21 protein-coding genes and 1 tRNA gene are annotated in these 21,356 nt (G+C 71.5%); 11 read left to right on the top strand and 11 right to left on the bottom strand.

The genetic code is table 11. From position 1 onward, the window contains the following. The first annotated feature begins 158 nt into the window (after nt 1-158). Nucleotides 159-542 carry a DUF4265 domain-containing protein gene (locus tag ACLF6P_RS12480; RefSeq protein WP_415950175.1) on the top strand — a complete coding sequence of 128 codons (384 nt, stop codon included), beginning with the start codon at nt 159-161 and terminating at the stop codon, nt 540-542. A gap of 19 nt (nt 543-561) precedes the next feature. Here the strand turns inward: ACLF6P_RS12480 and ACLF6P_RS12475 are convergent. The 7 genes from ACLF6P_RS12475 to galU form a co-directional block, all read right to left on the bottom strand. Beyond that, nucleotides 562-635, bottom strand: a tRNA-Ala gene (locus ACLF6P_RS12475). Between the two features lie 85 nt (nt 636-720). Then, entirely contained in the window at nt 721-1,935 is a 1,215-nt protein-coding gene (sepX, locus tag ACLF6P_RS12470; protein ID WP_415950174.1) for a divisome protein SepX/GlpR, read from the bottom strand. Nucleotides 1,936-2,123: 188 nt separating this feature from the next. Beyond that, nucleotides 2,124-2,738: a GNAT family N-acetyltransferase gene (locus ACLF6P_RS12465; protein WP_415950173.1), complete on the bottom strand. Its 615-nt coding sequence runs from the start codon at nt 2,736-2,738 to the stop codon at nt 2,124-2,126. Between the two features lie 17 nt (nt 2,739-2,755). Continuing rightward, complete coding sequence (locus ACLF6P_RS12460) at nt 2,756-3,256, bottom strand: MogA/MoaB family molybdenum cofactor biosynthesis protein (protein WP_415950197.1); 501 nt, start codon at nt 3,254-3,256, stop codon at nt 2,756-2,758. Nucleotides 3,257-3,354: 98 nt separating this feature from the next. After that, entirely contained in the window at nt 3,355-3,843 is a 489-nt protein-coding gene (gene moaC / locus ACLF6P_RS12455) for a cyclic pyranopterin monophosphate synthase MoaC (RefSeq protein WP_415950172.1), read from the bottom strand. Between the two features lie 214 nt (nt 3,844-4,057). Next, nucleotides 4,058-5,386, bottom strand: a complete 1,329-nt coding sequence (gene glp, locus ACLF6P_RS12450) for a molybdotransferase-like divisome protein Glp (protein WP_415950170.1) — start codon at nt 5,384-5,386, stop codon at nt 4,058-4,060. Beyond that, complete coding sequence (gene galU / locus ACLF6P_RS12445) at nt 5,383-6,288, bottom strand: UTP--glucose-1-phosphate uridylyltransferase GalU (protein ID WP_415950168.1); 906 nt, start codon at nt 6,286-6,288, stop codon at nt 5,383-5,385. Before galU ends, glp begins: the two co-directional genes overlap by 4 nt. Nucleotides 6,289-6,390: 102 nt before the next feature. Between galU and ACLF6P_RS12440 the strand changes: the two genes are divergently transcribed. Continuing rightward, nucleotides 6,391-7,020: a 5-formyltetrahydrofolate cyclo-ligase gene (locus ACLF6P_RS12440; protein ID WP_415950196.1), complete on the top strand. Its 630-nt coding sequence runs from the start codon at nt 6,391-6,393 to the stop codon at nt 7,018-7,020. Between the two features lie 18 nt (nt 7,021-7,038). Here ACLF6P_RS12440 and ACLF6P_RS12435 read toward each other — a convergent pair whose 3' ends face one another. After that, the gene (locus ACLF6P_RS12435; protein ID WP_415950167.1) at nt 7,039-9,807 is read right to left on the bottom strand and encodes a penicillin acylase family protein; all 2,769 of its coding nucleotides are present in this window, start codon (nt 9,805-9,807) and stop codon (nt 7,039-7,041) included. 263 nt (nt 9,808-10,070) lie between these two features. Here ACLF6P_RS12435 and ACLF6P_RS12430 point away from each other — a divergent pair, with 263 nt between their 5' ends. The 6 genes from ACLF6P_RS12430 to mscL all read left to right on the top strand — a co-directional run bounded on the left by ACLF6P_RS12430 (nt 10,071) and on the right by mscL (nt 16,024). After that, complete coding sequence (locus ACLF6P_RS12430; RefSeq protein ID WP_415950195.1) at nt 10,071-11,564, top strand: potassium/proton antiporter; 1,494 nt, start codon at nt 10,071-10,073, stop codon at nt 11,562-11,564. Nucleotides 11,565-11,993: 429 nt separating this feature from the next. Next, a complete protein-coding gene (locus tag ACLF6P_RS12425) occupies nt 11,994-13,265 on the top strand; it encodes an MFS transporter (RefSeq protein WP_415950166.1) in 1,272 nt (423 codons plus the stop codon). Nucleotides 13,266-13,332: 67 nt separating this feature from the next. Beyond that, the gene (locus ACLF6P_RS12420; protein WP_415950165.1) at nt 13,333-13,665 is read left to right on the top strand and encodes an FmdB family zinc ribbon protein; all 333 of its coding nucleotides are present in this window, start codon (nt 13,333-13,335) and stop codon (nt 13,663-13,665) included. 92 nt (nt 13,666-13,757) lie between these two features. Further along, nucleotides 13,758-14,591, top strand: coding sequence for an S-methyl-5'-thioadenosine phosphorylase (locus ACLF6P_RS12415; protein WP_415950164.1), 834 nt, complete (start codon nt 13,758-13,760; stop codon nt 14,589-14,591). 392 nt (nt 14,592-14,983) lie between these two features. Continuing rightward, a complete protein-coding gene (locus ACLF6P_RS12410) occupies nt 14,984-15,382 on the top strand; it encodes a hypothetical protein (RefSeq protein ID WP_415950163.1) in 399 nt (132 codons plus the stop codon). A 129-nt stretch (nt 15,383-15,511) separates the two neighbouring features. Continuing rightward, nucleotides 15,512-16,024 (top strand): large conductance mechanosensitive channel protein MscL, encoded by a 513-nt coding sequence (mscL, locus tag ACLF6P_RS12405; protein ID WP_415950162.1) that lies wholly within the window; start codon nt 15,512-15,514, stop codon nt 16,022-16,024. A gap of 34 nt (nt 16,025-16,058) precedes the next feature. Here the strand turns inward: mscL and ACLF6P_RS12400 are convergent, their stop codons facing one another. Further along, the gene (locus ACLF6P_RS12400; protein ID WP_415950161.1) at nt 16,059-16,259 is read right to left on the bottom strand and encodes a hypothetical protein; all 201 of its coding nucleotides are present in this window, start codon (nt 16,257-16,259) and stop codon (nt 16,059-16,061) included. Between the two features lie 110 nt (nt 16,260-16,369). Between ACLF6P_RS12400 and ACLF6P_RS12395 the strand changes: the two genes are divergently transcribed. From ACLF6P_RS12395 to ACLF6P_RS12385, 3 genes are all read left to right on the top strand, one after another. Next, on the top strand, nt 16,370-17,602 hold the full coding sequence (locus tag ACLF6P_RS12395; protein ID WP_415950160.1) for a low temperature requirement protein A: 1,233 nt from the start codon (nt 16,370-16,372) through the stop codon (nt 17,600-17,602). Between the two features lie 131 nt (nt 17,603-17,733). Beyond that, a complete protein-coding gene (locus ACLF6P_RS12390; RefSeq protein WP_415950159.1) occupies nt 17,734-18,846 on the top strand; it encodes a P1 family peptidase in 1,113 nt (370 codons plus the stop codon). A 207-nt stretch (nt 18,847-19,053) separates the two neighbouring features. After that, on the top strand, nt 19,054-19,812 hold the full coding sequence (locus tag ACLF6P_RS12385; RefSeq protein ID WP_415950158.1) for a DUF6227 family protein: 759 nt from the start codon (nt 19,054-19,056) through the stop codon (nt 19,810-19,812). A 104-nt stretch (nt 19,813-19,916) separates the two neighbouring features. Here the strand turns inward: ACLF6P_RS12385 and ACLF6P_RS12380 are convergent, their stop codons facing one another. Both ACLF6P_RS12380 and ACLF6P_RS12375 read right to left on the bottom strand, forming a co-directional pair. After that, entirely contained in the window at nt 19,917-20,246 is a 330-nt protein-coding gene (locus tag ACLF6P_RS12380; protein ID WP_415950157.1) for a hypothetical protein, read from the bottom strand. Nucleotides 20,247-20,401: 155 nt separating this feature from the next. Further along, on the bottom strand, nt 20,402-21,163 hold the full coding sequence (locus ACLF6P_RS12375; RefSeq protein WP_415950155.1) for a DeoR/GlpR family DNA-binding transcription regulator: 762 nt from the start codon (nt 21,161-21,163) through the stop codon (nt 20,402-20,404). Nucleotides 21,164-21,356 lie beyond the last annotated feature (193 nt).

Here is a 21,356-nt window from a genome sequence, read left to right as displayed (position 1 = left end):
CTACGAACCGACCCTCAAGAACACCACGAACTACTTGACGTCAGTTAGGAACTCAGCGCCTGCGCAGTCCAAAGGATGCCGATGAGCTGACTGGCATCGCAGTCACCCTGGCGCTGCTCCAGGACACGGACGTTCACCTGCGCCACCGTCCGGATCCGGTGACCGCCGGCGGGCGTGTGGGCCATGGACCTCGGCGACGACACCGTGCGGCTGGACAACACCCCGTGGCTGGAGAGACGGTCCGAGCTTCAGAGAACTGCACGATCCGGCTGATCGTGCTGAAGGACGGCGGATCAGCCGCAGCCCGGCAGAGCGTTCTGGAGATCTTCCACAATCTCGGCACGACAGGCGACGGCATCGAGAGTTTCCGGATAGTCGCACTGGATGTCTCACCAGGGGCGCATCGCGCGAATCAGCACCGCTCTCCGACAGAGCACAGGACCGAAGGCAGACCGACTTCAACGCCCGACGAGCCCGGAAACGACGAGATCCCGCCCGATCGAAGTGATCGGACGGGATCTCGTGAACCGCCTACGAGTTGACTCGTGAACGGCGCTGCGGTGGACCTGTGGGGATTTGAACCCCAGACCCCCTCGATGCGAACGAGGTGCGCTACCAGACTGCGCCACAGGCCCTTGCAACGAGTGAAACTCTAGCACCCCGATCCGGGTACTCAAAAATCCGTTCCGCGCTGGTCAGATGGGCGGTCCGGATCAGGGGTCACTCGTTGGCCGCGCGTGGGCGTTCCGGGTCCGCGTACTGGTCGAAGAGCGGGGTGCGGCCGCGCTCGCGGGAGCGGCGGCCGGAGGCGGCGCGGCGGGCGGCGGCCTGGGCTTCCGAGGGGCGCTCCGGGCGGGGCCCTGCGGGCTTGGCCTGCCGCGGGTCGGGGGCCTGGGGGCCAGGGGCCTGGGCTTCGGTGTGCTCGGCGGGCGCGGCGCCTTCGGGTGCGCGGGCGGCACGGCCTCGGGTGGAGGTGTCCGCCGAGGACGAGCGGGCCGAGCTCCAGGTGTCCGGGGCGCCGAGGTCGACCTCGCCGTGGGCGCGCGGGGCGACCGGGGCGGTGACGTAGGTGGGGAGCGGGACCGGGACCGGGTCCCAGCTGTCGCCGCGCGCTCCACCCCGCTCGCGCTGCTGGTCGACCCACTCGGCGTGGTCGGTCTGTTCGACCAGGGCGCGCCGGTCCGCCGCGAGGTCGGGGCCCGCGGGCTCCTGGCGGGCGGCCTGCTCGCGGCGCTGTGCGGCGCTGCGTTCGCGCAGGCGGCGGGCGGCCTGTTCGGCGCGGCGGCGGTCCATGACGTAGGCGAAGCGGCGGCGTTCCTGGGCGCGCAGGTGCAGGATGTACGCGCTCAGGAGGACGGCGGGGACGGCGGGCGCCCACAGGAGGTGGAGTCCACCGACCGCGGCGACGACCGAGCCGAGGGTGAACGCGAGGAAGAGCAGCATCGTCGTACGCCGGCGGCGCGCGAGCACCTTCGAGCGCCGGGCACGTGCGGCGGCCTGCGGGTCGACGGGGCGGGCTTCGTGGGGATCGCGAACATCGCGGGCATCGCGGGCTTCGTGGGGATCGCGAACATCACGGGCATCGCGGGCTTCGTGGGGATCGCGAACATCGCGGGCATCGCGGGGGTCCCCGTCCGCTTCTTCCGGGGGTTCCGCGGATGAGGGTGCGGCGAAGGACCGGACGTCGACGGATCCCGCCAGGGGATCCGTGTCGGCCGGCTCCGACCCGGGCTCGTCGCTCTCGCCTCGGCCCTTGAGGCCCTTGGCGTAGCGGCGCTCCATGCCCGCCCGTCCGGACAGCAGACGGATGGCGGTGCTGAAGCGTTCCGTCGGACGGGCTTCGTTGAGCTCGTCCTGCCTACGGAGCCACATCGGCACCAAGTAGGCGGCCCAGGCCCCGACGATGACTGCGTAGATGAGGCCGCTGCTGCTCACGCCTCACACGGTAGAGGGGTTTCGGTGGGGCCATCTGCCAATTGGGCCGGTGTGTCGCACGATCTGGCTGATATCTCGAACTTTTTTTGTGACTGATCCGATCAGCAGGCTTCGATTCCCGGCATATTCACACCCAAGTGGCACTCATTTCGAACAAATATTTTATTTGTTCCGGCCACACGCCCTGGTCACGTGTCCTGGTCACGGCCCGCGAGCCGGCGCGTCTGCTGCCAGCGCGCGAGCAGCCCCTCGGGTACCTCTTCGGCGGTGAGGGCGAAGACGAGATGGTCGCGCCAGCCCCCGTCGATGTGGAGATAGCGCGGGCGCAGGCCTTCCGAGCGGAATCCGAGTTTCTCCACGACGCGGCGGCTCGGGATGTTCTCGGGGCGAATGCAGACTTCGATGCGGTGCAGGCCGACGGTACGAAAGCAATGGTCGACCACGAGGGCGACGGAGGTCGGCATGACGCCTCGGCCCGCGACGGACTGGTCCACCCAGTAGCCGATATGGCCCGAACACATGGAACCCCAGGTGATCCCGGCGACCGTGAGCTGTCCGACGAGCCGGCCCTGGTAGTCGATGACGAACGGCAGCATCCGGCCCGCGTTGGCCTCCGCGCGCAGATGGCGGACCATCTGCCGGTACGTCGGCCGGTGCACGGGCGGGCCGCCGGGCGCGGGCGGCGGGACCGTCGCCTCCCAGGGACGCAGCCAGTCGCGGTTGCGGCGATTGACCTCGCGCCAGGCGCTGTGGTCGCGCATCTTGATGGGCCGGAGGACCACGTCCTGGTCCACCAGCCGCACGGGCCAGACGGTGCTGTTCAGCTCGGGCTCCCGGGCCTGGGGTGGTCGCCCCCGCGGATCTGGTCGACCGCGTGGACGAGGATCGGTTGGAGTACGCCGAGACCATCGCGCACGCCCCCGGTCGACCCCGGCAGGTTGACGATCAGCGTCTGGCCGGCGACCCCCGCGAGGCCCCGGGACAGCGCCGCGGTCGGCACCTTGTCGAGGCTGAACGCCCGTACGGCCTCCGGGATCCCGGGCACCTCGTAGTCGACGACGCGACGAGTGGCTTCGGGGGTCCTGTCCGTGGGCGAGATCCCGGTGCCTCCGGTGGTGAGGATCACGTCGTAGCCTGCTGCGGAACCGGCCCGCAGCGCTTGCTCCACCGGGTCGCCGTCCGGGACGACCAGCGGGCCGTCGACCGCGAAGCCGAGACTTGCGAGTCCCTCTGCCAGGATCGGCCCGCCCTTGTCCGGGTAGACACCCGAGGACGCTCGGTTCGAGGCCGTGACGACCAAGGCGGCGTACGGGGCCAGCAAGGCGGGACCGAGCGCGCCGGCGTCTCCGGGGAACGGGGGCGCGGACGCGATGCCCGGACGGTCCGCCGAACCAGCCCCGGCTGCCTGCGGTGCGCCGCTCATCCTCGGCTCCAGTCGCCCGACTTCCCGCCCGCCTTGGACTCCACCCGTACGTCCGTGATGACGGCGCCCTTGTCCACGGCCTTGATCATGTCGACGACCGTGAGGCCCGCGACCGAGACGGCTGTGAGGGCCTCCATCTCTACGCCGGTACGGCCGGTCGTCTTCACCGTGGCCTGGATCTCCACCGCATCGTCGGCGACCGAGAGGTCGAGCTTGACGCCGGAGACGTCCAGCGGGTGGCACAGCGGGATGAGGTCCGGGCACTTCTTGGCGCCCATGATCCCGGCGATGCGGGCGGTGGCGAGCGCGTCGCCCTTCGGCATGCCCTCGCCGCGCAGCAGCGCGATCACCTGGGGCGAGGTGAGCACGCGGCCCGAGGCGCGGGCGATGCGCTCGGTCACGTCTTTCCCGGATACGTCGACCATGCGGGCGGCGCCCGCCTCGTCGATATGGGTGAGTGACAAGTCGCGGTCCTGCGTGCTCATGTGCTGCTGCGCTCCCGTCCGGGCCATCGGCGGCCGGGCCGGGCCCTGTGCGGGGGCCGTGCCGCGGGCCGTGTGTGGGCGACACGGTACCCGTCTCGGGCGCCGGGCCGCCCCCGGGAGCGCAGGGACGGGCCATGGGCGCGCGGACGACGGCGCGGGGCCGGGTGGGGCAGGTGGGGCAGGCGGGGCAGGTGGGCCAGCCCGAGCGCGGCGGTCAGCCGAGCAGGACGACCTCCAGTTCCGTGCCGGGGGCGACCTCCGCCGTGTCCTCGGGGATGACGATCAGCGCATCGGCCTGCGCGAGGGCCGCGATCAGGTGTGATCCTGAGCCGCCGACCGGCCGGACCACGCCCGCCTCCGCGTCGTGGGCCCCGCGCAGGAACTGCCGTTTGCCCTTCGGCGAGGACAGCGGCTCCTCGCACTCCAGGGCGGCCCGGATGCTCGGCCGGCTGACGTCCTTCAGCCCCATGAGGGCGCGGATCGCGGGCCGTACGAAGAGTTCGAAGGAGACGTACGACGAGACGGGGTTGCCCGGCAGGGCGAGCAGCGGCGTGTGCTCGGGGCCGATCGTGCCGAAGCCCTGGGGCTTGCCCGGCTGCATGGCCAGCTTGCGGAACTCGATCCCGGCGCCCTCCCCGGCCCCTTCCCCCCAGTCCCCGGCTCCCTGCAGCGCCTCCTTGACCACGTCGTACGCGCCGACGCTGACGCCGCCCGTGGTGACCAGGAGGTCCGCGCGGATCAGCTGGTCCTCGATGGTGGAGCGCAGGGTCTCGGCATCGTCGTCGACCGCGCCGACTCGATAGGCGATGGCGCCCGCGTCGCGCGCGGCGGCGGTCAGGGCGAAGGAGTTGGAGTCGTAGATCTGCCCGGTGCCGAGGCCTTCACCGGGCTGGGTCAGTTCGCTGCCGGTGGACATGACGACCACCCGCGGCCGCGGCCGTACGCGCACGGTGGCGCGGCCGATCGCGGCGAGCAGCGCGATCTGCGGGGGCCCGAGCACGGTGCCCGCGGCGAGCGCCCGCTCCCCGGCCCGCACATCGCTGCCCTGGGCGCGGACATGCGCGCGGGCGGCGGCGGGCCGGTGCACGCGCACCTGGCCGGTGGCGCCCTCGGGCGAGGCGCTGTGCGGGGTCATGCTGCCGGCGGGCCCGGCGCCGAGCCCGCCGTCGGTCCATTCGACCGGGACGACCGCCTCCGCGCCGGGCGGCAGCGGTGCGCCGGTCATGATGCGCGCGGCCTGGCCCGCGCCCACGGTCAGTCCGCCCGCGCTGCCCGCCGCGACGTCCCCGATGACGTCCAGTACGGCGGGGAACTCCTCGCTGGCGCCTTCGACATCGGCGGTCCGGACGGCGTATCCGTCCATGGAGCTGTTGTCGAAGGGCGGCAGGGAGAGCGGGACGGTGACGTCGTCGACGAGGACACAGCCCTGGGCGTCGAGGAGCTGCAGCTCGATGGGCTCCAGCGGCCGTACGGTCGCCAGGATGTCCTCGAGGTGCTCGGTCACCGACCACACGGGGGCGGCCTGATCCGTGGTGCTGGTCAAGACTGCTGCATCTCCTCGTCGACGTAACTGCGAAGCCAGGTCCTGAACTCCGGGCCCAGGTCTTCACGTTCGCACGCGAGTCTGACAATGGCGCGCAGGTAGTCGCCGCGGTCCCCGGTGTCGTAGCGCCGTCCGTCGAAGACCACGCCGTGCACCGGTCCGCCCTCGTCGGACGTCGCGAGCTTCTGCAGGGCGTCGGTGAGCTGGATCTCGCCGCCGCGGCCGGGCTCGGTCTCACGCAGTATGGCGAAGATCTCCGGGGCGAGTACATAGCGGCCGATGATCGCGAGGTTGCTGGGTGCCTCGGCGGCGTCGGGCTTCTCGACCAGGCCGGTGATCTCGACGACGTCGTCCTCGCCGGTCGGCTTGACGGCCGCGCAGCCGTAGAGGTGGATCTGCGCGGGGTCGACCTCCATGAGGGCGATGACGCTGCCGCCTTCACGGGCCTGGACCTCGACCATGCGCTTGAGGAGCGGGTCGCGGGCGTCGATCAGGTCGTCGCCGAGGAGGACGGCGAAGGGCTCCTGGCCGACGTGCGGGGCGGCGCACAGGACGGCGTGGCCGAGTCCCCTGGGGTCGCCCTGGCGCACGTAGTGCATGGTGGCCAGGTCGCTGGATTCCCGGACCCTGGCGAGGCGGCTCTCGTCGCCCTTCTTCTCCAGGGCGTTCTCCAGCTCGTAGTTGCGGTCGAAGTGGTCCTCGAGCGGGCGCTTGTTGCGGCCGGTGATCATCAGGACATCGGACAGACCCGCCGCCACGGCCTCCTCCACCACGTACTGGATGGCCGGCTTGTCGACGACCGGAAGCATCTCCTTCGGGGTCGCCTTGGTGGCCGGCAGGAAGCGGGTGCCGAGACCTGCTGCCGGGATGACAGCCTTGGTGATGGTGGGGCGCTCAGTCATGCCCCGCACCATATCCGCTGAGAACGGGCGGAACATTTGGTTCCGCTCAGTTGATTCCCTTTGAGGTGCTTTGGACGTGATCGGTGTGGACGACCTGTGACAATCGACCCCGACCGCAGGCCCGACGACACCGCCGGGCGCGTGAGCGACGACAAGACTGCCAAGGCCGGGTTGCGCCGGGAACTCCTCGACATGAGGAAAGGCTTGACGGCGGATGACGTGCAGGTGGCGGCCGCCGCGCTGAGCGAGCGGGCGCTCGCGCTGCCCGCCCTGAACACCCCGGGCGCGGTGGTCGCCGCGTATGTCTCCGTGGGCCGCGAACCCGGCACGCGGGTGCTGCTCGATGCCCTGCGCGAGCGCGGCGTACGGGTGCTGCTGCCCGTGCTGCTCGCGGACAACGACCTCGACTGGGCCGCGTACGAAGGCGCCGATCGGCTCTCGCCGGCCTCCCGCGGCCTGCTCGAACCCGACGGCGAGCGACTCGGCCCCGAGGCCGTCACACGGGCCGATGCGGTCCTGCTGCCGGGCCTCGCCGTCGACGGGCGCGGCATGCGGCTCGGGCGCGGCGGCGGCTCGTACGACCGGGTGCTGGCGCGGCTCGAGCGGGCCGGTGCGCATCCGCGGCTCGTGGTGCTGCTCTACGAGAACGAGGTGGTCGCGCGGGTTCCGGCGGAACCGCACGACCACCCCGTGCACGCGGTGGTCACCCCCGCGGGGGTGCGTACGTTCTGAGCGGCCTTCGTCAGGGCCTCACGGCTTGAGCACCAGGTGGTTCTCGGTGGCCTCCTCGACCGCCTCGTCCCCGTACGCCCAGTCGTACAGCTCGCCGTTGACCCACTTCTCGGTCTGGTCGGTGTAGTTGGGGCTGTACGCGTGCCCCGACGCACCGGTCAGGTTGACCCACTTCGACTTGTCGAAGTCGGCGAGGCTGACCACCATCCGCATCGACGGCACCCAGATCACCGAGTAGCCGCCGGCCGCGTTCCAGCCGGTCGCGTCGACCGCGGCCTCGCCGCCGCCGAGCTCGTACGGGCCGCGGTTGAGCAGCCACTGCATGAAGCCGGGGCCCTCGGTGCCGATGGTCTGGTTCTTCAGCTCCAGGGTGTGCAGCCGGCCCCAGCTCCAGGTGTCCATGTCCTTGCCGAGCTCGGCGGTCAGCTCCCAGCGGGCGTCCTCCATGGCCCGCGCGAACAGCTGGTCACGGGTCTTGGTCGCCGGATCGGTGCGGGTGGCGTCGGTGTGCCACCACTGGCTGTCCTCGTCGTCGACGAGCCGGCGCACCACCTCGAACCAGCGGTCGCCGCCGTCCGGCTGCGCCGCGTCCGGGTCCCGCTGGCCGCACTCGCGTACGCGGGCGTCGGGGTCGTCGACCGGGCCGGTCTTGTCGGCGGGCTCGACGCTGATGCAGTCGCCCTCGACCCGCAGCTCCTTGGGCAGCTTGTCGCCGAAGGCGAGCTTGAGGATGTTGCGCCACACGGCGTTGAAGTACGCGGCGGCCGCCGAGTCCGGGCTCTGCGTGTAGTCCCAGCCCTCCAGGAGCTGCTGGCCGTCGCGTACGTCCGGGTCCTCGATGTCGACCTTGAGCAGCAGGGGCGTCAGCTTCACCGCGATCTCGTTGCGCGAGTCCATCTGCATCGTGCGCATGTCCTCGGTCGAGACCTTGCCGCGACCCTCGATCTTCGACTCGATGAGGTCGTTGATGCGCTGGCTTCGGGCGCCGTAGCCCCAGTCCCGGGTCATCGGGTACGGGTACGACTCGTCGACGACGGCCTGGTTGGCGGTGACGATGTAGCCGCGCTTCGGGTTGTACTCGTAGGGCAGTGCCTTCTGCGGGATGAAGCCGGTCCAGTCGTAGCCGGAGTCCCAGCCGGGCGCGGGCAGGGTGCCGTCGTGGCCTTCGGCGCGCGTGGGAATCCGGCCGGGCGCCTGGTAGCCGATGTTGCCCTCGCGGTCCGCGTAGATCAGGTTCTGCGAGGGGACCTCGAAGAGGGCGGCCGCGGCCCGGAACTGCTTGAAGTCCGTGGCCCGGTTGAGGCTGAACACGGCGTCCATGGAGCGGCCCGGGTCGAGGGCGGTCCAGCGCAGCGCGATCGCGTAGCCGTCGGCGCGGTCGGGGGCCGCGCTCTCGACGGGCGCCTCCTCGCCGACGTCCCTGAGCTCCTCGCTGCGGTCGGAGACCAGCGGGCCGTTGTCGGTCTCGCGGACGGTGATGCTGCGGCTCCTGCCGCCGGCGACCTCGATGGTCTCCTTGCGGGTCTCGAACGGCTGCACCTTGCCGTCGCGCAGATAGCCGTCGCCCTGGATCTTCTCCAGGTACAGGTCGGTGACGTCGGCACCGAGGTTGGTCATGCCCCAGGCGATCTCCTGGTTGTGGCCGATGATCACGCCGGGCATGCCGGAGAAGGTGTAGCCGGAGACGTCGTACTGGCACTTCTCGCTGATGCTGCGGCAGTGCAGGCCCATCTGGTACCAGAGCGAGGGCAGCATGGGCGCGAGGTGCGGGTCGTTGGCGAGCAGCGGCTTTCCGCTGGTGGTGTGCTTGCCGGAGACCACCCAGGAGTTGGAGCCGATGCCGTTGCCGTTGGGGCCGAGAGCGTCGGGCATGTTCTCGAGGACCTTCGAGAGGCCGGCGAGCTGGGTGCCCAGGGCCGCGCCCGTCTCACCGCTCTGCAGGCCGTTCGCGGAGCCGGAACCCGCCTGGCCACGGGTGGCGGAGGCCTTCGGCTCGTACGTGTCCGTGGCGCCGTCGACCGCGCCTTCCTGCACGATCGGTTCGTGCGTCTTGTACGGGTAGCCGGGATAGAGCTCGGCGATCTGCTTCGGGCCGAGCCGGCTGTACATCAGCGAGCGGTCGATCTCGTCCTGCATGTTGCCGCGCAGGTCCCAGGCCATCGCCTTGAGCCAGGCCACCGAGTCGACCGGGGTCCACTCCTCGATCTCGTAGTCGGTGGTGAAGCCGAGGGCCGCGTACTCGACCGAGATGTCCTCGCCGGACTTGCGCGCCTTGCCGTCCTCGACGTCGAGGTAGGCGTTGACGCCCTCCGCGTACGCCTGCAGGTACTTCTTCGTCTCGGCGGAGAGCTCCTCGTCGTACTCCTGCTGCGCGACCCGGCGCCAGCCGAGGGTGCGCAGGAACGCGTCGGTGTCGACCTGCCCCTTGCCGAACATCTCGGACAGCCGGCCCGAGGTCAGATGGCGGCGTACGTCCATCTCCCAGAACCGGTCCTGCGCCTGGACGTAGCCCTGCGCGCGGAACAGGTCCTCGGCGGTGTCGGCGTAGATCTGCGGGATGCCCTGGGCGTCCCGGCGTACGTCCACGGGCGCGGAGAGGCCGTCGAGGGTGAGCGAACCCTTCACCTGCGGAAGGGAGGCACGCACGGTGCTGATGCTCCACCAGGCGCCGAAGCCGAGGCCCGCCACGAGGGCCACCGCGAGGACGATGACGAACAGGCGGAGACGGCGCCCCTTCTTGCGGCCGGCCGTGCGGCCACCCGACGTGGCGGTGGTGTTCGCGGGCATCGCTGTCCTTGTGGTCCTTGCCGGCCTCGGTGTGCCGTGCGGTGGTCCTGGGGTCCTCGGGGGCCTGACGTCGGGCGAGTGGCGGGCGACTTCGGACAGGTCCCTGAGTGCAGGAGCAACCTTAGGCGCAGCTCGGTGCGCGTCAGGAAGCGGAGTCGGTTCCGCCGTCCTGGTGACCCTCCCGGCCGCCGTCTCACCGTCAAGAAAACGTTAACGATTAGGTAAGGTAACGAAGTACCGCCACGCACGGAAAGGAACGGCCACTGACTGTTCATCAGCTCAACGAGCTCCTTCTGATCAGCTCACTCGTCCTGCTCATCGCCGTCGCGGCCGTACGGATCTCCTCGCGCAGCGGCCTGCCGAGCCTGCTCCTCTACCTGGGCATCGGCATCGCCATCGGCCAGGACGGGATCTTCAACGTCACCTTCGACAATGCGGAGTTGACGCAGGTCATCGGCTATGCCGCACTTGTCGTGATTCTTGCCGAAGGTGGCCTCGGCACCCAGTGGAAGGACATCAGGCCCGCGTTGCCGGCCGCGATGGTGATGTCCACGGCCGGCGTGGCCATCAGCGTCGCCGTCACCGCCGCGGGCGCGCACTACCTCGTCGGGCTCGAATGGCGCCAGGCCCTGATCATCGGCGCGGTCGTCTCCTCGACCGATGCCGCGGCCGTCTTCTCCGTGCTGCGCAAGGTGCCGCTGCCCTCGCGCGTGACGGGCGTACTCGAAGCGGAGTCGGGCTTCAACGACGCCCCCGTCGTCATCCTGGTCGTGGCCTTCTCCTCCATCGATCCTGTCCGCGCCTGGTACGTCCTGATCGGCGACATCGCGCTGCAGCTCGCGATCGGCGCCGCCATCGGACTCGCGGTCGGCTTCCTCGGCGCCTGGGGCCTGCGGCACATCGCGCTGCCCGCCTCCGGCCTCTACCCCATCGCCGTCATGGCGATCGCGGTCACGGCCTACGCGGCGGGCGCGAGCGCGCACGGCTCCGGCTTCCTCGCCGTCTACCTGGCCTCGATGGTCCTCGGCAACGCGAAGCTGCCGCACTGGCCGGCCACCCGCGGCTTCGCGGACGGGCTCGGCTGGATCGCCCAGATCGGCATGTTCGTCCTGCTCGGACTGCTCGTCACGCCGTCCCACCTGATCGGCGACTTCTGGCCCGCCGTGGTCATCGGGCTGATCCTCACCGTGGTGGCCCGCCCGCTCTCGGTCCTCCTCGGCCTGCTGCCCTTCCGCATCCCCTGGCGCGAGCAGGCCCTGATGAGCTGGGCCGGGCTGCGCGGCGCGGTGCCCATCATTCTCGCCACGATCCCGATGGTCTCCGGGATCAGGGGCAACGAGCGGATCTTCAACATCGTCTTCGTGCTCGTCGTCGTCTACACACTGATCCAGGGACCGACGCTGCCCTGGCTCGCCCGCGCCCTGAAGCTCGGCAAGTCCGGCGAGGCGGCCGACCTCGGCGTCGAATCCGCGCCGCTGGAGCGGCTGCGCGGCCATCTGCTTTCGGTGGCGATCCCGGAGAGCTCCAAGATGCACGGCGTCGAGGTCGGCGAGCTGCGGCTGCCCGCGGGCGCGGCGGTCACCCTCGTCGTACGCGACGAGAAGTCCTTCGTGCCCGGGCCCACCACGGTGCTGCGCCGCGGCGACGAACTGCTCGTGGTGGCCACGGATCCGGTACGGGACGCGACCGAGAAGCGGCTGCGGGATGTCGGGCAGGGGGGCAAGCTGGCCGGGTGGCTGGGGACGGGGGTGTCCTGAGCCGGGGTGTTCTGGGCCGGGGTGTCCTGGGCCGGGGTGTCCTGAGCCGGGTGAGCGGCGTGTGGGTGCCGGTGCCGGGCGGCGGTGGTCGCTGGTGCGGGCGGCGGTCGGGGCGCGGGTGCTGGGCCGGGGCAGGTGTCGGGCGCCGGGGGCGGTCGTGGGTGCCGGTGCCGGTTCGGGTGCCGGTGTGGCGTTAATCGCAGGCCGTACGTGGCCCGAGGTTGGCATTTCCGAGGCGCGCGGACGCAGAAACCCGTACAATCAATGTGAACCGAAAACGAATCACCTCTGCCTGACGCAGAGCTGGCGCGTTCGCACGGCGGCCGAGACCCCCGCAGGGACCGGCATCACCGACGATCCCTGCGCACGAGGACAGCTCTCGGCGATAGCCATACGGGCCCGCTACCAGGCAGCAGAAAGGCAAGGACCGTGGCGTCCACGGTCGAGTCCCGCCCTGGCTACGGGCAGCTCCTGCGCACACCCGGTGCCCTCTCCTTCGTCCTGCCCGGCTTCGCCGCCCGGCAGCCGTTCGCGATGCTCACGATGGCGATCGTGCTGCTCGTGCAGCACACCACGGGGTCCTTCGGCACCGCGGGCGCCGTCGCCGCGGTGACCGGTATCTCCATGGCCCTGTTCGCCCCGCAGAGCGGCAAGCTCGCGGACCGCTTCGGACAGTCCGCCGTCCTGATCCCCGGCGTCCTGATCAACGCCGCCGCGGTGATCCTGCTCACCGCCCTGGCCCTCGCGGACGCCCCGCTGTGGGCACTGTTCCTCGCGGCCGTACCGGCCGGCGCCTCGGTGCCGCAGGTCGGACCGATGGTCCGGGCCCGCTGGGCCGCCGTACTCGACCACCCGGAGCGCCGGCACCTGCTGCCGACCGCCGCGGCCTTCGAGTCCGTCACCGACGAGCTCACCTTCGTTGTCGGCCCCGTCCTGGCCACCGCGCTGTGCACCTACATCCACCCGGGCGCAGGCCTCGCCGCCCAGGCGGTCCTGACCCTCGCCGGCGGCCTCCTCTTCGCCGCGCAGCGCTCCACCCAGCCCCCCCGCCACGCCACGGGCGCCGAGCACGGCAGGACGACCTCCGCGCTGGCCATCCCGGGCGTGCGCGCACTGATCGTCGCGCTGCTCGGCATCGGCGCCGTCTTCGGCGGCATGCAGGTCTCGCTGACCGCCTTCGCCGAGGAGATCGGCCAGGAGGGCGTGAACGGCCTCCTGTACGGCATCTTCGCCACCGGCAACATGGTCGCGGGCATCGCCTGCGGTGCCATCGCCTGGAAGATCGGGCCGCGCCGCCGACTGCTGCTCGGCTACACCTCGCTCGCCGTGTTCGCCGCGACCCTGTGGTCGCTGGACTCGGTGGCGATGTTCGCCCTGGTCGGCCTGCTCGTGGGCATGTCCATCGCACCGGCCCTGATCACCGCGTTCACGCTGGTCGAGCAGCTGGTGCCGGCCTCCGCCCGCACCGAGGCCTTCACCTGGCTGACGGGCGCGGTCGCCTTCGGGCAGGCCGCCGCCGTGACCACCGCCGGACGGCTGGCCGACGCGCATGGCGCGAGCTACGGATTCCTGGTGCCCGCGGCCGCCACCGCGCTCGCGCTGCTGACCCTGTTCGCGCTGCGCGGCAGGCTCGCGCCGCCCTCCGCGGGGCGGACCGTGGCACGTGGTGTCGGTCACCGCGCGCTCGCCACGGTGGACTGATCCCGGGGAATAGGTCACTATGGACCGTCGTTAGCACTCATCGAGTGAGAGTGCCAGGAGGAAGCAAGTGCCGACGTATCAGTACCAGTGCACCGAGTGCGGCGAAGGCCTCGAGGCGGTGCAGAAGTTCACCGATGACGCGCTGACCGTGTGCCCGAGCTGCCAGGGACGCCTCAAGAAGGTCTTCTCGGCCGTCGGCATCGTGTTCAAGGGCTCGGGCTTCTACCGCAACGACAGCCGCGGTTCGTCGTCGAGCAGCACACCTGCCTCGTCGTCCTCCTCTTCGTCGTCCTCGACGTCCTCGTCCGACGCTTCGAAGTCGTCCGCTTCGTCCTCGTCCTCGTCCTCGTCGTCTTCGTCCTCGGCACCCGCCTCCTCGTCTTCGACGTCGGCAGCCTGACGTCCCGGACGCGCTTCTTACGTTTCTTACGCTTTTCTGAACCCCGCAGCCTCCGTGGCGGCGGGGTTCAGGCGTATGACTACGCTGACCGCATGGCGAACGCAGAGATCGGTGTGATCGGTGGCTCCGGGTTCTACTCCTTCCTGGAGGACGTGACCGAGGTCACGGTGGAAACCCCCTACGGAGCGCCCAGCGACTCCCTCTTCCTCGGCGAGCTCGCCGGCCGGACCGTGGCCTTCCTGCCCCGGCACGGGCGCGGGCACAGCCTGCCGCCGCACCGCATCAACTACCGGGCCAACCTGTGGGCGCTGCGCTCCATGGGCGTACGCCAGGTCCTCGGTCCGTGCGCGGTCGGCGGACTGCGCGCCGAGTACGGGCCCGGGACGCTGCTCGTGCCCGACCAGCTGGTGGACCGCACCAAGGCGCGGGTGCAGACCTTCTTCGACGGGCATCCGCTGCCGGACGGCACCGTCCCGAACGTCGTCCACACGACGTTCGCCGACCCGTACTGCCCCGTCGGCCGCGGTGCCGCGCTCGCGGCCGCGCGCGGGCGGGACTGGGAACCGGTGGACGGCGGGACCATGGTGGTCGTCGAGGGGCCGCGCTTCTCGACCCGCGCCGAATCGCAATGGCATGCGGCGATGGGCTGGTCGGTGGTCGGCATGACCGGACATCCGGAGGCGGTGCTCGCCCGCGAACTGGGGCTCTGCTACACCTCGCTCTCGCTGGTGACGGACCTGGACGCGGGCGCCGAGACCGGTGACGGGGTCTCGCACACGGAGGTCCTGAAGGTGTTCGGCGAGAACGTCGGGCGGCTTCGTGAGGTCCTCTTCGACGTGGTCGGGGCGCTTCCGGAGACGTCGGAGCGGTCCTGTCTGTGCACGCGGGCGCATGACGGGTGGGATCTGGGGATCGAGCTTCCCTGAGGCTGCCCGTACGGGTGACGGGGTTCTCCACAACCGGCTGGTTGTCCACAGGGCTCGGCGGGATCTCGGCGAGAGGTGGATCGTGAGGGGCGTTCGGCGACGTCCTCTCACGTCAGGCGGTGATCCCCGTGGTCCCTGTGTCCTCCACATGTTCCCTTCCGCAGGCCTCTCAGGAGGCCTTGTCGCAGTCCTCCGCGGAGCCATCAGTTCCCTCGGCTCCCGTGGATCCCTCGGCTCCCGTGAATCCCTCGGCTCCCGTGGATCCCTCGGCTCCGCACTCGCCCGCGACCGCCGCGGTTCCACCACCCTCCTGCGATGTGCCGCACTTCTCCCCACTGCATGTACGAGGGGGCAGCACGCGGCTGCGGAGAGCGCTGCGACGGCGCAGACGCGTGCTCGCGGCCGGGCTCGCGGTCGCAGCCGCCACCTTGGCCCTTGGCGCGCGGAGCAGTCCGGGGCCTGAGCCCCGTACGGATGCGGGCGAGGCCGCCGCGGCACCGGCGGCCCGCCCGGTCGAGCTGGTGTCCGCCCCGGTACGGATCGCCGATGCCGCGGCCGTGCGCCTGCTCGAACCCGGCGACCGGGTCGATGTGGTGGCTGCGGGCGGGCACAACGGACGGGCCCGGATCGTGGCCACCGACGTGCGCGTGGCGCAGGTGCCCGAGGCGGACCGGGAGGGCCAGGAGAGCCCGGGCGGGGGCGCGTTGGTGGTGCTGGAGGCACCCCGTGCCGTGTCGACGGCCTTGGTGGGAGCGGGCGCGGGCACCTCGCTCGCGGTGACGCTGCGATGAGCACCGGGCGCCGCGCGAGCGGTAGTTCGCCAACTCACCTGTTCGTGTGCATGGATTGGACTCCGCTTCGGACCGCCGGGCCTAATGGCAGCTTCCGTTTCCATGCAAGCAGCGACGAAAGGCTCCACGGTGAGCGAGAACAAGACCAGCCTGTGGGAAGGCTTCAAAGCATTCCTGATGCGCGGGAATGTGGTCGACCTGGCGGTCGCGGTCGTCATCGGCGCCGCGTTCACCAACATCGTGAACTCCGTGGTGAAGGGCGTGATCAACCCGCTGGTCGGGGCGTTCGGCACCGAGGACCTCGACGACTACAGCTCGTGCCTCAAGGGCCCGTGCGAGTACGTGGACGGCGAGGTCGTCTCCGGAATCCCGATCATGTGGGGCACGGTGCTCAGCGCCACCCTGAGCTTCCTGATCACCGCCGCCGTCGTCTACTTCCTGATGGTGCTGCCCATGGCCAAGTACCTGGCCAAGGCGGAGGCCCGGCGCAAGGCGAAGGAAGGCGTCCACGAGACGCTCGAGGTCACCGAGCTGGAGGTGCTCAAGGAGATCCGCGACACGCTGGTCGCGCAGCGTGCGGCGGGGCAGGCCGGTCCCGGACAGCCGGGCGCTTCCGGTCAGCCGGGCGCGGGTCAGAGCTAGCGGGCCGCAAGCCCGCCGGGCTTGCGGCAGGCGCTCAGATGTGGTGCGGCGGCTTCTCGTCGAGGAAGCGTGCGAGGTCGGCCGCACTGTCGCCGCCGGACGTGGGGCGCTCGCCCCAGCCCCGGTCCGTATCGTCCGAGGACTGCTGGTCGAGCGGGTCGTCGAAGGCCAGCGCGGGCCTCGGCTTCGGCTGCTCGGGCTGCTCGCCCTCGCGGGGCTTCGGGGTGGCGCTCATGCGTCCAGGGTACGGCCGGGGCGCGGAGGGCTGCGCCAAGGAGGCTGACGGCCCGGGCCACCGGCCCCGCCGCGCGGCCCGGCGGTCCTCGCGCTGCCACCCTGTCCGGCATGACGTACGAACCGGAACCCTCAGCATCCGCCGGACCGGGCAAGCCGAGCCGCCCGAGACCCCCGCGCCCCCTGCTGCCGCTCGTCTCCCGCAACCGGGCGGAGGGGCACCGGGCGGCCACACCGCTGGAGCTGTTCTTCGACCTGTGCTTCGTGGTGGCGGTCGCGCAGGCCGGAGTGCAGCTGGTGCACGCGATCGCCGAGGGCCACGCGGGCGAGGGCATCCTCGACTACGCGATGGTCTTCTTCGCGATCTGGTGGGCGTGGATGAACTTCACGTGGTTCGCCTCCGCGTACGACAACGACGACGCCCTCTACCGTGTGGTCACCCTGATCCAGATCGCCGGTGTGCTGATCCTCGCCGCGGGCGTCTCGCGCGCCTTCCTGGAGCACGACTTCTTCGTGGTCTGGCTGGGGTACGTGGTGATGCGGCTCGCCCTGGTCACGCAGTGGCTGCGGGCCGCGCGGCATGCGAGCGGTGCCGAGCGGACGATGGCCCTGCGATACGCGACGGGGATCGTCATCGCCCAGATCGGCTGGACGGCGCTGCTGTTCGCGCCGGAGAGCGCCCTGCCGTGGGTGTTCCTGGTGATGGCGCTGGTCGAGATGGCGGTGCCGGTCGTCGCGGAGCGCGGGCACACGACCACCTGGCACGCGCACCACATCTCCGAGCGGTACGGCCTGTTCACGATCATCGTGCTCGGCGAGACGATCGCGGCCGCGACGGTCGCCGTGAAGTCCGGTATCGAGGAGAACGACGCGCTGGACGAGCTGCTGCCCGTCGCCGCGGGCGGGCTGCTGATCGTGTTCGCCGTCTGGTGGATCTACTTCGTGGTGCCGATCCACGGTCACCTGCGCTCCAACCGGCAGGCCTTCCTGTGGGGTTACGGGCACTACGTGATCTTCGCAACGGCGGCGGCGATCGGTGCGGGTCTGGAGGTGGCGGTCGAGGAGGCCCTGCACGAGGCGCATATCTCGACGTTCGCGGCGGCGGCCGCGGTGACCGTGCCGACGGCCCTGTACCTGATCACGGTGTGGGCGCTGCACTCACGGCACTTCAAGGTGGGCCTCGCCCAGCAACTGGTGTTGCCGTGCAGTGCGGTGGCCGTTCTCGCCTGCACGTTCGCCGGGCACTGGGCGGTGCTCGCGGCGGGCCTGGTGCTCGCGGCGACGGTCGCCACGGGCACGGTGCTCACGGCCCGCATGGTCCGCGCCGAGGCCCGCCCCACGTGAGCGGCGCCCGGGTGGTGAGCCGCCCCGGTCGTGGTGCGCGGGCCGGGCATGGGGCGAGCGACGCGGGGCGCCGCGCCGATGCCGGGCCGCGCCCCAACTCCCGTATGGCCGGTGCATGGTACGTATGAAGCATGGAACACGGCACCGACCAGTCCAGGGACGCGATCACGGACGTGCGGGGCGTGCGCGTCGGCCATTCGACCCGCACCGGTGACGGCCGGCTGACGGGGACGACCGTCGTGCTCGCGCCCGAGGGCGGGGCCGTGGCCGCCGTGGATGTGCGCGGTGGCGGGCCCGGCACGCGGGAGACGGATGCGCTCGATCCGCGGAATCTGGTGCAGCGCGTCGACGCGGTGGTGCTGACCGGGGGCAGTGCGTACGGGCTCGACGCGGCCTCGGGTGTGATGGCGTGGCTGGAGGAGCAGGGGCGCGGCTTTCCGGTGGGCGGCCCGGGTCGGGTCGTCCCCGTGGTGCCCGCCGCGTGTGTCTTCGACCTCGGGCGGGGCGGCGACTGGCGGGCGCGGCCCGATGCGTCCTCGGGACGCGAGGCCGCGGAGGCGGCCGCCGCGTCCCGCGGCGCGGAGGGCTCCCAAGGCGCGGAAGGCACGGGGGCGGCGCAGGTCGTGCAGGGTTCCGTCGGCGCGGGTACGGGTGCCGTGGCCGGCGGGCTCAAGGGCGGAATCGGCACGGCGAGCGTACGGCTCGAATCGGGGCACACACTGGGCGCGCTGGTCGTGGTGAACGCGGTCGGGGACGTGGCCGATCCGCGCACGGGCGTCCTGTACGGGAAGCACTTCGGCCCGTCCGAGGTGCCCGAGCCGTTGCCGGCTGCCGAGGTGCATGCCCGGGCGCAGGCGCGGCTGGCCGAGGCGAAGGCGCGTACCGCCGAGCTCCAGGCCGCCGCGGGCACGGGTGCGCCCCTGAACACCACGCTCGCCGTGGTCGCCACCGACGCGGCGCTCACGCGCGCCCAGGCGCAGAAGCTCGCGGGCACCGCGCATGACGGGATCGCGCGTGCCGTACGGCCGGTGCATCTGCTGCACGACGGGGACACCGTGTTCACCCTGGCGACGCAGGAGAAGCCGCTCCCGGAAGGGCCGTCGGCAGCGCTGCGCATCGTGAACGAGCTGCTCGCCGCGGCCGCCGACACGGTCACGCGGGCGATCGTGAAGGCCGTGGAGGCGGCGGACGGGGTGAACGGGCCGGGCGGCGAGTTCCCCTCGTACCGGGAGTTGTACGGGTAGCTGCCCGGGGCCGTGGAGGCCTGGCGATGCAGGGGCGCGCGGCGACTTCCGCCCGGCGCACGCCATCCGGGAACCGCCCGGAAGTCTCGTACGTTTTCCCGAACGACGGACATGATGTCCGACCCAGGCACTACGGTGAGCGGCCGAGAGGTCACAAGCAGCAAGCGCCGCCGCGCTGCGGCAAGCACAGCAACGCCGGGAGACACCTTGAGCGTTCCGAACCAGACCCCCCCGGAGCAGGCCGGCCTGCTCCTCGGACGCGCCCTCAACTCCTTCGAGCTGCCCGACGAGACGGTCGCCTGCCTCGACACGGCCCTCGCGCACGATGTCTCGCTGCACTCGGCGCAGCACAGCGCGGGGCTACACCGTGAGACATACCGCCACACCTGGCTGCTCGCCGACGGCAGCGTCCTTGTCCTGTGGGAGCTGGTGCACAATGCGACGGCGCGCGGCGAGCAGCAGCACGAGCTGTACACGGAGGCCGAGGATGTGCACACCGCGGCATCCTGGCTGCCCTTCCCGGCCGAACCGCACCCGCACCGCGACCGGTTGGGCATGCCCGCGGAGCCCGGCCAGTCCCCCGCCGAGCCGCTGCTCCTCGAAACGGTTCTGCTGATCGCGCCCGCGCCGCGGCGGGCGTATGACGACTTCGCGCAGGAGGACGCGGCGGACCACGCCCGCCGACTGCTGCGCCGCGCGGAGAACCCGGACCGACCCGCCGCTGAGACGGCGCGGCTGCTGCGCACGGCGGTGGCGCACCAGATCACCCAGGCGTTCGGGCGGCCGGGGTGCACGGAGGCCGGGTTCACGCTGTACGAGCACGCGTTCCTGCTGCCGGACGGCCGGGAGCTGAGCCTGTGGGAGGTGGAGCACACCCGGTCGCCGGACGGGCGCCATGTGTGCGAGGTGTACGGGGAGGAGGATCGGGCCCGCGCGGTCATGGAGGGCCGCCGCGCCAAGCGGTGAGCGGGCGCTCGTCGAACGGGCGGCCCTGGAACGGGCGGCCGCGGAACGGGCGCTCGGAGGTCAGCGGCCGGTGAGCAGTCGGTGAGGGGTCGTTGAGCAGCCGGTCAGCGGTCCGTCAGCCGGCTGACCAGGCCCGCGAAGGCCTCGCGCTCCTCGGCGGTGAGGTCGACACGCTCGCAGGGCTGCGGCGCGGACTGACGTGGCACGGCCGCCAACCGGACCGGCTTCGCGCCTTCGCACCCTGGCCGGGTCGGCTTCGCGCCCTCGCGCCCCAGCCGGGTCGGCTTCGCGCCCTCGCGCTGCTTCTGCTCCCGGAGCGCGATCTCCCGGCGGTCACGCCGGATGGCACGGACCAGGCCGACGACCCAGCCGACGGACACGACGAGGAGCACCGTCAGACCGATCTGCTGTACTGCCGAGATCTGATCGAACATGCGGGCAAGTGAACCTTACCGGCGGGTATTTCAACAGGGCCCGAAAGGGACTTTGACCGCGAAGTGATGCATCTCGCACGCCCTCGGGAGGCTGGTACGGCAGGCCTCGGGGGCGCATCCGTCCAGGTGGCGGGAGGTGTGGGCGGCCGTGTGCGTCAGACGCGGCGGACTCTCGGGCCTGCGCGTTCCATGGACGCGGTGTCGGCCGTGGAGAGGTCGGCGTCGGTGATGAGCAGGTCGACCTCGGTGAGCTCGGCGAAGCGCGCGAAGTGCTCTTCGCCCGCCTTGGTGGAGTCCGCGAGCAGCACCACGCGGCGGGCGGCGGCGACGGCGGCGCGTTTGACGGCGGCCTCGGCGAGATCGGGGGTGGTCAGGCCGTGGGCGGCGGAGAAGCCGTTGGCGGCGAGGAAGAGCACGTCGGCGCGGATCTCACCGTAGGCGCGCACGGCCCAGGCGTCGACGGCGGCGCGGGTGCGGTGCCGGATGCGGCCGCCGACGAGGTGCAGCTGGACGCCGGGATGGTCGGCGAGGCGGGCGGCGGTGGGCAGCGAGTGGGTGACGACGGTGAGGCCGGATTCGAGCGGCAGCTCGGCGGCGAGACGGGCCACGGTCGAGCCGGCGTCGAGGATGACGCTGCCTTCGGCGGGCAGTTCGGCGAGTGCGGCCCGTGCGATGCGGTCCTTCTGCCCGGCGGCGGTGGATTCGCGTTCGGTGAGCCCGGGCTCGAAGTCGAGGCGGCCCGCCGGTATGGCGCCGCCGTGGACACGGCGGACGAGGCCCGCCCGGTCGAGTGCCTTCAGATCACGCCGTACGGTCTCGGCGGTGACCTGGAACTCCTCGGCAAGCGACAGCACGTCGACCCGGCCGCCCTCGCGGGCGAGGCGGAGTATCTCCTGCTGGCGCTCCGGTGCGTACATAAGGGTTCGACTCCGCCTTCCTGTCCGTTTTTGTGGGTTCTGTACCAGCCTACGGCTACGCGCCGCTCAAACAGCCAGATTCGGGCCCGATGCGGGCAAGAACGGACTTTGGTCCCGGTGGCGGGGAGGCTTATGGCCCGGGATGAGTGGCGTTCCGCGGGCCGACAAGGCGCCTCAAGCGCCCGGCGCCCTC

The sequence above is a fragment of the Streptomyces lothianensis genome, assembly GCF_047779955.1.
In the GTDB taxonomy this organism is placed as follows: domain Bacteria; phylum Actinomycetota; class Actinomycetes; order Streptomycetales; family Streptomycetaceae; genus Streptomyces.
Note: the sequence above shows the minus strand (reverse complement) of the source record. Positions and strands in the feature narration are given on the sequence as shown.

What these genes read in the sequence shown, in the direction of transcription:
- moaC (WP_415950172.1), bottom strand. Translation starts at nt 3,843, where the DNA reads ATGAGCACGCAGGACCGCGACTTGTCACTCACCCATATCGACGAGGCG.
- galU (WP_415950168.1), bottom strand. Translation starts at nt 6,288, where the DNA reads ATGACTGAGCGCCCCACCATCACCAAGGCTGTCATCCCGGCAGCAGGT.
- ACLF6P_RS12435 (WP_415950167.1), bottom strand. Translation starts at nt 9,807, where the DNA reads ATGCCCGCGAACACCACCGCCACGTCGGGTGGCCGCACGGCCGGCCGC.
- ACLF6P_RS12415 (WP_415950164.1), top strand. Translation starts at nt 13,758, where the DNA reads ATGGCGAACGCAGAGATCGGTGTGATCGGTGGCTCCGGGTTCTACTCC.
- ACLF6P_RS12400 (WP_415950161.1), bottom strand. Translation starts at nt 16,259, where the DNA reads ATGAGCGCCACCCCGAAGCCCCGCGAGGGCGAGCAGCCCGAGCAGCCG.
- ACLF6P_RS12395 (WP_415950160.1), top strand. Translation starts at nt 16,370, where the DNA reads ATGACGTACGAACCGGAACCCTCAGCATCCGCCGGACCGGGCAAGCCG.
- ACLF6P_RS12390 (WP_415950159.1), top strand. Translation starts at nt 17,734, where the DNA reads ATGGAACACGGCACCGACCAGTCCAGGGACGCGATCACGGACGTGCGG.
- ACLF6P_RS12380 (WP_415950157.1), bottom strand. Translation starts at nt 20,246, where the DNA reads ATGTTCGATCAGATCTCGGCAGTACAGCAGATCGGTCTGACGGTGCTC.
- ACLF6P_RS12375 (WP_415950155.1), bottom strand. Translation starts at nt 21,163, where the DNA reads ATGTACGCACCGGAGCGCCAGCAGGAGATACTCCGCCTCGCCCGCGAG.